The 8,412-nt window shown below is 41.9% G+C and carries 6 protein-coding genes; 2 read left to right on the forward strand and 4 right to left on the reverse strand.

All coding sequences use genetic code 11. The features are described from left to right. Positions 1–282: aromatic amino acid lyase (locus tag ABWO12_RS11575; RefSeq protein WP_353089111.1), on the forward strand; the 282-nt coding region annotated here is incomplete at its 5' end. Between the two features lie 6 nt (positions 283–288). On the opposite strand, the gene ABWO12_RS11580 is transcribed toward ABWO12_RS11575, so the two are convergent. From ABWO12_RS11580 to ABWO12_RS11595, 4 genes are all read right to left on the reverse strand, one after another. After that, positions 289–1,482: an OmpA family protein gene (locus tag ABWO12_RS11580; RefSeq protein WP_353089113.1), complete on the reverse strand. Its 1,194-nt coding sequence runs from the start codon at positions 1,480–1,482 to the stop codon at positions 289–291. Between the two features lie 180 nt (positions 1,483–1,662). Beyond that, a complete protein-coding gene (locus ABWO12_RS11585; RefSeq protein ID WP_353089114.1) occupies positions 1,663–2,031 on the reverse strand; it encodes a DUF1304 domain-containing protein in 369 nt (122 codons plus the stop codon). Beyond that, the gene (gene rimK / locus ABWO12_RS11590; protein ID WP_353089116.1) at positions 2,022–3,386 is read right to left on the reverse strand and encodes a 30S ribosomal protein S6--L-glutamate ligase; all 1,365 of its coding nucleotides are present in this window, start codon (positions 3,384–3,386) and stop codon (positions 2,022–2,024) included. The genes ABWO12_RS11585 and rimK overlap by 10 nt, the downstream gene beginning before the upstream one ends. Positions 3,387–3,462: 76 nt before the next feature. After that, a complete protein-coding gene (locus tag ABWO12_RS11595) occupies positions 3,463–6,006 on the reverse strand; it encodes an ATP-dependent Clp protease ATP-binding subunit (protein WP_353089118.1) in 2,544 nt (847 codons plus the stop codon). A 263-nt stretch (positions 6,007–6,269) separates the two neighbouring features. On the opposite strand from ABWO12_RS11595, the gene gyrA reads away from it, so the two are divergent. Beyond that, on the forward strand, positions 6,270–8,412 hold a 2,143-nt coding region (gene gyrA / locus ABWO12_RS11600), incomplete at its 3' end, for a DNA gyrase subunit A (protein WP_353089119.1).

Genomic DNA, 8,412 nt, shown 5'->3' on the forward strand with positions numbered 1-8,412 from the left:
GTTTCCAGCAACGGCCAAGAAGATCATGTAAGTATGGGATCGAATGCCGCCACTAAAGCTTTACGCATAGTAGACAATTTGGAGCGAATTTTAGCCATCGAATTAATGAATGCTTCGCAGGCGATTGAATACAGAAGACCCCTTCGAAGCAGCGAATTCTTGGAAAGTTTCTTGAAATCGTACCGGGAAGAAGTGCCGCTAGTAGAAGTGGACCGCATTTTACATTACGATATTGAAAAATCGGTAATGTTTTTAAGAAGTTTTGTGATTGATTTTGAGTAAATCAGTTTACAACGGCTCTTCTTTTTTCCGAAACCAATCCCCAATGCGTTGCCAAAGATTTCGGGGTCCGTTGTATTCTTTACCATCCACCCAAAAATGACTTTTTTCCGAGAGAAAATAGGCGTTTCTTCCGTCGGGATGTACTGTTTTAGTGCAACTCGTTAGTGGAAAACTTAATTCGTGTTCGATGCCATTTTTTCTAAATTTCCCTTTACAATATCCCGATTCTTGTGTAGTTAACCCTACAAATTGGTAGATCTTTTGGTTGCTACTCTCATCCACTGCTGAAAAATCAGCATCCGTGAGGTCGACTTCCAAAACATCAACATTTTTATACAACGAAATTTCGATTTCCATTTCACGATTGTCCCGGTCGATGTTGATTCCTCGTTGTTCTTTTAAATACATACAATTCAAAAAAGCTTCATAGCAAAAGGAATTCGAATTAAAACGCACGGGAACCGCAGTTTCTTCCCAACGTTTTTCGCCTTTTTCATTAAAAACCAATCGCCAAACTTTCATGTCGGGATCAAATTTTTTGCCTTTTGCCAAAGGAAAACAAAAGCGAACGACGGTGTTGGCGTTAACGGTTTTAAAGAAGTCTTCATTCGGTTCAAACAAATACATTCCTGCCGTTTTGATTAATTTTTCATTTACATCAATAGCAAAAATACGATCGCGAATCATGCTTTTGGTATCAAAATACGCAGCAATGTTTTTGAAATAGGGCGCTCCAAAGGCAATCGTATCCATCGTTTCCTCCATCAATCCACAACCACGAATACGGCGGTGATCAACCGCTACGCTTCGTTGCTTTGCATTCGAATCTAAAAAGGAACATATTCCGTCACCTTTGTAAACCAAGGCGAATTCCTCAATTCCTTTTTGACGTAAATAATCCGCTACCGAAGCAGCTCGTTTCGTGGAGAGCCATTGGTTGTAAGCCAGCGGTCCAGTTTCATCCGTATACCCTGTAACGTGAAACTCATGTTTTAAACCTATCCCATTGTCATAGGGAAAAAGTGAATCCAATTGCTTTTGGTGCAATGAAGTAAGTCGAAATTGGTTGGTATTAAAATAAAGCGTGTGTTCCGAATTCTCTTTGGATAACTCATTTTTTTGTCCGCGACACCACACTAAAGGTATTAATCCTAAAAAAAGGCAGCATAAATAGGGTAGGGAAGTCGGAGTTCGTTGCATACATTCGTTTTATTGTAAAGAGTGTATCGAACTCCAAAAGGTTGGAAAATACTGTATTTTTTTTGAGGCAGCAACTCATTTTGTCGTCCTAAGGCATACCCACCCGCTGTCCGCTGTATCCCCGATTGGCATCGGGGGATGCCGCTCCCATCGGGGCTGAATCGAAATTCGTCGTTCAAATTAAAACTCCCTAAACAAGACACTCAAAATCCCCAATAAAGCAGGGACACTTTGTACATAAAATATCCGTTTACTGGCTGTGGCTGCACCGTACAATCCTGCGATAAACACACAGATTAAGAAAAATAAAGCCACATTTTTGGCCCAGATGAGATCCGTAATGGCCAGCGACCACAGCAATCCAGCGGCCAAAAATCCATTGTAAAGTCCTTGGTTGGCGGCCAACACCTTTGTTTTTTCGAACAAATCTTCGGGAATGCTTCTAAAAACTTTTTTCGCTTGGGTGGTCCATGCAAACATTTCCAACCATAAAATGTAGCCGTGCAACAGCGCTATGGCTGCAATAATGCCTTTTGAAACTATTTCCATTTGAAATTCTTTTCTATTGATTTAATCATTTCCCCCGCAATATCTTTGTTCGTTGCTCCCTCAATGCCTTCTAATCCTGGCGATGAGTTCACTTCGAGCAATAACGGCCCTTTGGAGGAGCGAATGATGTCGACACCCGCTACTTTCAAATCCATCGCTTTGGCGGCTTTGATGGCAATCCGTTTTTCCTCGGGCGTTACTTTGACCACAGAGGCGGTTCCCCCCATGTGAATGTTGGCTCTAAATTCTCCCGGTGCTGCTTCCCGTTGCATGGCTGCCACTACTTTTCCATCGACTACAAACAAGCGCAAATCCTTTCCATCGGCTTCTTTGATGAATTCTTGCACTAAAATATTCGCATTCAAACTTTTGAACGCATTAATTACCGATTCTGCAGCTTTCTTGGTTTCGGCCAAAACGACTCCTTTGCCTTGGGTTCCTTCCAAAAGTTTGACAATTAACGGAGTTCCGCCTACCATTTTTATCAAATCATCGGTATCCAAAGGCGAATTGGCAAAACCCGTAGTGGGAATATCGACCCCGTGGTGGAGGAGTAGTTGCAACGAATACAGTTTATCTCTGGATTGTGTAATCGCTTTGGCAGAATTTAAGCAATACACTTTCATCGCTTCAAATTGTCGGGTGAGCGCACAACCATAAAAGGTAATACTGGGACGAATACGCGGAATAATCGCATCAAAATTGTCTAATATTTTCCCGCCCCGGTAATGAATTTCAGGCTTAACCGCATCGAGTTTCATATAACATTCTTTGATGTTCAAAAAATGCATTTCATGACCCCGTGCTTCTCCCGCTTCCATAATCCGCCGGTTGCTGTAAAGTTCAGGATTACTGGCCAACAAACCAATGCGTAAACCGGTGCGTTGCGCCACCGCTTTTTGGTAAATTTCTTTGAGGTAGTCTGTGGTGGGTTCGCCCAACAAGTATTTCTGCTCGGGATCGACCAAAATCCGACCACTCATAGCTTCACGACCCAATAGCATTCGAAATCCCATCGAATCGCGATTGGTCAAGGTCACTTCTACCGACCAACACGCGTCACCCAATTGCAAATCGGTTTGAATAACATAGCGCTGTTCTCTATAGCCGCTCGAACTTTTGACGACGCGTTTGTCGACCACTTTGGCTTCACAATGAATAATTGTTTTTTGATTTTTTTGAATGGGATTGATGTCAAATTTTACCCAAGTTTCACCTTCTTTTTGAAAAGGCGCAATATTGACGGCATGTAGCGCAGAGGTTTTTGCTCCCGAATCGACGCGCGCTTTTATGGTAGGAAGTCCCAACTGAGGAAAGCCACACCATTCTTCTGAACCTAAGATGAGTTTTTGCATGATAAAAAATAAACCACGATGAAACGAAATAAATGATTTCGATTACTCGTGGTTCGTTTTTAAAGTTATGAAATGATTAATTTGTCGTTTTGCCCTTTTTTTGAACAGTTACCGATAATTCTTCGGCTCCTTCTTCAATATCCATGAAAATCTCGTCGCCCGAATTAATTTTGGCGGTGATGATTTCCTCGGCAAGCGCATCTTCAACATATTTTTGAATCGCTCTTTTCAACGGTCGCGCTCCAAATTGTTTGTCAAAACCTTTGTCGGCAATAAATGCTTTGGCGGTATCCGATAACGTAAGGGTGTAACCTAAATCGGCAATGCGCGCGTACAATTTGGACAATTCGATTTCAATAATTTTATCGATATCTTCTTTTTCCAGCGAATTGAATACAATCACGTCATCAATACGATTCAAGAACTCAGGCGCAAAGGTTTTCTTCAACGCATTTTCGATAATACTTTTGGAATGATCGTCGGCTTGAGCCACTTTTGCAGCAGTGCCGAAACCAACGCCTTGGCCGAAATCCTTCAGCTGACGCGCTCCCACATTGGAAGTCATAATAATAATCGTGTTTTTGAAGTCAATTTTTCGTCCCAAACTATCGGTCAAATAGCCGTCATCCAAAACCTGAAGCATCATGTTGAACACGTCGGGGTGAGCTTTTTCAATTTCGTCCAAAAGCACCACACAATACGGTTTACGACGCACTTTTTCGGTCAATTGACCTCCTTCTTCATATCCAACATAACCAGGAGGCGCTCCAATCAAGCGGGAAATGGCAAATTTTTCCATATACTCGCTCATGTCAATACGTACAAGGGCATCTTCAGAATCAAACAATTCTTTGGCCAACACTTTAGCCAATTGCGTTTTACCTACCCCTGTTGATCCTAGGAAAATAAAGGAACCAATAGGGCGATTCGGATCCTTGAGACCCGCACGGTTTCGTTGAATCGAACGCGCAATTTTCAACACGGCATCATTTTGACCAATAACCTTACCTTGAAGTAATTCAGGCAAATGCGCCAGTTTGTTGCTTTCCGTTTGCGCAATACGATTGACAGGAATACCCGTCATCATCGATACCACATCGGCGACATTGTCTTCGGTGACTTGAATACGATTGTTTTTGGAATCTTCTTCCCATTGTTCTTGGGCAATGGCTAGTTCCTTTTCTAACTTTTTCTCGTCATCGCGCAATTTTGCGGCTTCTTCGTACTTCTGCCGTTTTACGACCGAATTTTTAAGTTCGCGGACTTCTTCCAACTGACGCTCCAAATCCAAAATTTGTTTGGGCACATCAATATTGGTGATGTGAACACGAGAACCGGCTTCGTCAAGGGCATCAATCGCTTTGTCGGGAAGGAAACGTTCAGACATGTATCGATCGGTCAACTTCACGCAAGCCTCAATCGCTTCAGGCGTGTAAATGACGTTGTGGTGATCTTCGTATTTATTTTTGATATTATTCAAAATAGTAATGGTTTCAGGCACTGTCGTAGGTTCTACAATCACTTTTTGAAAACGACGTTCCAAAGCCCCATCTTTTTCGATATATTGACGGTATTCATCCAGCGTGGTTGCTCCAATACATTGAATTTCCCCACGGGCCAATGCCGGTTTAAACATATTGGAAGCATCGAGCGAACCCGTTGCACCCCCAGCACCTACAATCGTGTGGATTTCGTCAATGAAAAGGATGATGTCGTCATTTTTTTCCAACTCATTCATAACCGCTTTCATACGCTCTTCAAATTGGCCACGGTATTTCGTTCCTGCCACAAGTGACGCCAAATCAAGGGTTACGACCCGTTTGTTGAACAAGATGCGTGAGACTTTCTTTTGAATGATACGTAAAGCCAATCCTTCGGCAATAGCTGATTTACCCACCCCGGGTTCACCAATAAGGAGGGGATTATTCTTTTTACGGCGACTGAGAATTTGAGACACACGTTCTATTTCTTTCTCACGACCCACTACAGGGTCCAATTTTCCCTCTTCTGCCAATTCGGTCAAATCCCGACCAAAATTATCTAGTACAGGGGTTTTCGACTTTTTATTGGATTTATTTGTGGGATTATTAAAGTTTTCTCCCTTCAAGCTATCGTCTTGTCCTGAATCGTCATTAAAGGATTCATTTTTGGGGAGGTTATCCATGAAATCTTCGTCTTTCGGTGTCATTTGTAGATATTGTTCTTTAGCTGTTTCATAATCGATTTTCAACTTATTCAACAGCTTGGTTGTGGGATCATTTTCATTGCGAAGAATACACAATAATAAATGTGCCGTGCTGATTGAGGTGCTTTGAAAAACTTTAGCCTCCAAAAAGGTAGTTTTTAAAGCCCGTTCGGCTTGGCGCGTTAAGTGTAGATTCTTTTTTTCGATACTGTGGTCAGTCGAAGGGTTAGGTGGACTTAATACTTCAACCTTACGGCGTAGATGTTCTAAGTCAACCGAAAGATTATTTAATATAGTGATCGCTTTCCCGTTACCATCGCGTAAAATCCCCAGCATCAGATGTTCTGTACCAATAAAGTCATGCCCCAAGCGCAAGGCCTCTTCTTTACTGTACGTGATTACATCTTTGACTCGAGGTGAAAAATTGTCATCCATAGCAATCCGATTATGGGTTTTGGTAAAATTACTAAATCTAAGCTGGAAATGCAAAAATCATTCCGCAACAGCCTATGGATGTAAAATGACAAAAAAAAGCGCAATAGTTGTCGGGGATGTCAGGGGATTTATTAACCGTTTCAACCCTTGATTTTGTTAATAAAAAGTCGAAATATGCCGTGGGAATTTCTTTTAAAAGAAACAAAATGATGTATATTGCACGTTTGAATAATTGAACCAAAATTTTATAAAATATTTAGCATATGTCTGACGGAGAGAAGTTAATTCCTATCAACATTGAAGACGAGATGAAAAGCGCGTACATCGATTATTCGATGTCTGTAATTGTTTCTCGTGCCTTACCTGACGTTCGTGACGGTTTAAAACCCGTTCACCGCCGTGTGTTGTATGGAATGTATGACTTAGGAGTTTTTTCAAATAGAGCCCACAAAAAATCGGCGAGAATCGTAGGGGAAGTACTCGGTAAGTACCACCCGCATGGGGATAGCTCGGTATATGATGCCATGGTGCGTATGGCGCAAGAATGGAGTTTACGTTATTTATTGGTGGATGGACAAGGAAACTTTGGTTCCATCGATGGTGACAGTCCAGCAGCCATGCGTTACACCGAAGCGCGCATGAAAAAAATGTCAGAAGACATAATGGCAGATATCGACAAAGAAACAGTTGATTTTCAGTTGAACTTTGACGATACGTTGTATGAACCCAAAGTAATGCCTACCCGTATTCCTAATCTATTAATCAATGGAGCATCGGGAATTGCTGTAGGGATGGCGACCAACATGCCGCCGCACAACCTCACGGAAGTGGTCGACGGAACCTTGGCGTACATTGATAATAATACTATAGAAATTGACGAGTTGCTTCAATACATCAAAGCGCCTGATTTCCCAACGGGAGGGGTGATTTATGGTTATGAAGGCGTTCGTGAAGCCTTTAAAACGGGTCGTGGACGCATTGTTATTCGTGGTAAGGTAAATTTTGAAGAGGTCAATGGCAAAGAAGCCATCGTAGTAACTGAAATTCCATATCAAGTCAATAAAGCTGAGATGATTAAAAAGACAGCGGACTTGATTAATGAAAAGAAAATTGAAGGTATTTCCAATATCCGCGATGAATCCGATCGAAGCGGTATGCGCATTGTGTATGAGTTAAAACGCGATGCGGTTCCTAACGTGGTGCTCAACATGTTGTTTAAGTACACGCAATTGCAGAGCTCGTTTAGCGTAAACAATATTGCCTTAGTAAACGGTCGTCCTGAGATGTTGAATCTGAAAGATTTAATTCACCATTTCGTAGAGCACCGTCATGATGTAGTTGTTCGACGCGCGCAATTTGAGTTGCGTAAAGCGGAGGAACGTGCACACATTTTGGAAGGATTAATCATTGCTTCCGATAATATTGACGAGGTAATTGCTATTATTCGTGGATCGAAAGACGGCGATGAGGCTCGAACCAAATTAATGGAACGCTTTAGTTTGTCGGAAATTCAATCCCGTGCCATTGTTGAAATGCGTTTGCGTCAGTTAACGGGACTTGAGCAAGATAAACTGCGAGCTGAATATGAAGATGTCATGAAGTTGATTCAGCGATTGAAAGATTTGTTGGCGAGTAAAGAATTACGTATGGCCTTGATCAAAGAAGAGTTGATTGAAGTTCGCGATAAATATGGTGATGCACGTCGTTCTGAAATTGTGTATGCAGGCGGTGATGTAAGTATTGAAGATTTAATTGCCGACGAGAATGTGGTAATTACCATTTCGCATGCGGGTTATATTAAACGAACTTCATTATCAGAATATAAGACTCAGAATAGAGGAGGGGTGGGACAGAAATCTGCGGCGACACGAGATCAAGATTTCCTAGAACATTTGTTTGTAGCCACCAACCACCAGTATTTATTGTTCTTTACACAAAAAGGAAAATGTTACTGGATGCGCGTTTATGAAATTCCTGAAGGATCTAAAGCCAGTAAGGGACGTGCGATTCAGAACTTGATCAACATTGAAAGCGATGATAAGGTTAAGGCTTTTATTTGCACTAAAGACTTGAAAGACGAAGAATACATTAACAATCACTATGTGATTATGGCGACCAAGCAAGGTCAGGTGAAAAAGACACCGCTTGAGCAGTATTCGCGTCCCCGTCAAAATGGGATTAATGCGATTACGATTCGTGAAGATGATGAGTTGTTAGAAGCAAAACTAACCACAGGAAACAGTCAGGTGTTTATCGCTGTGAAGTCGGGTAAACTTGTGCGCTTTGAAGAAAGCAAAACGCGTCCAATGGGACGAACAGCTTCTGGGGTTCGCGGGATTACTTTAGCCGACGAAAAAGATGAAGTCATCGGAATGGTAGCCATTGATGAAAAAGAAGTCAATGAGA

The sequence above is a fragment of the Flavobacterium sp. genome, from assembly GCF_040379285.1.
Taxonomy (GTDB): domain Bacteria; phylum Bacteroidota; class Bacteroidia; order Flavobacteriales; family Flavobacteriaceae; genus Flavobacterium.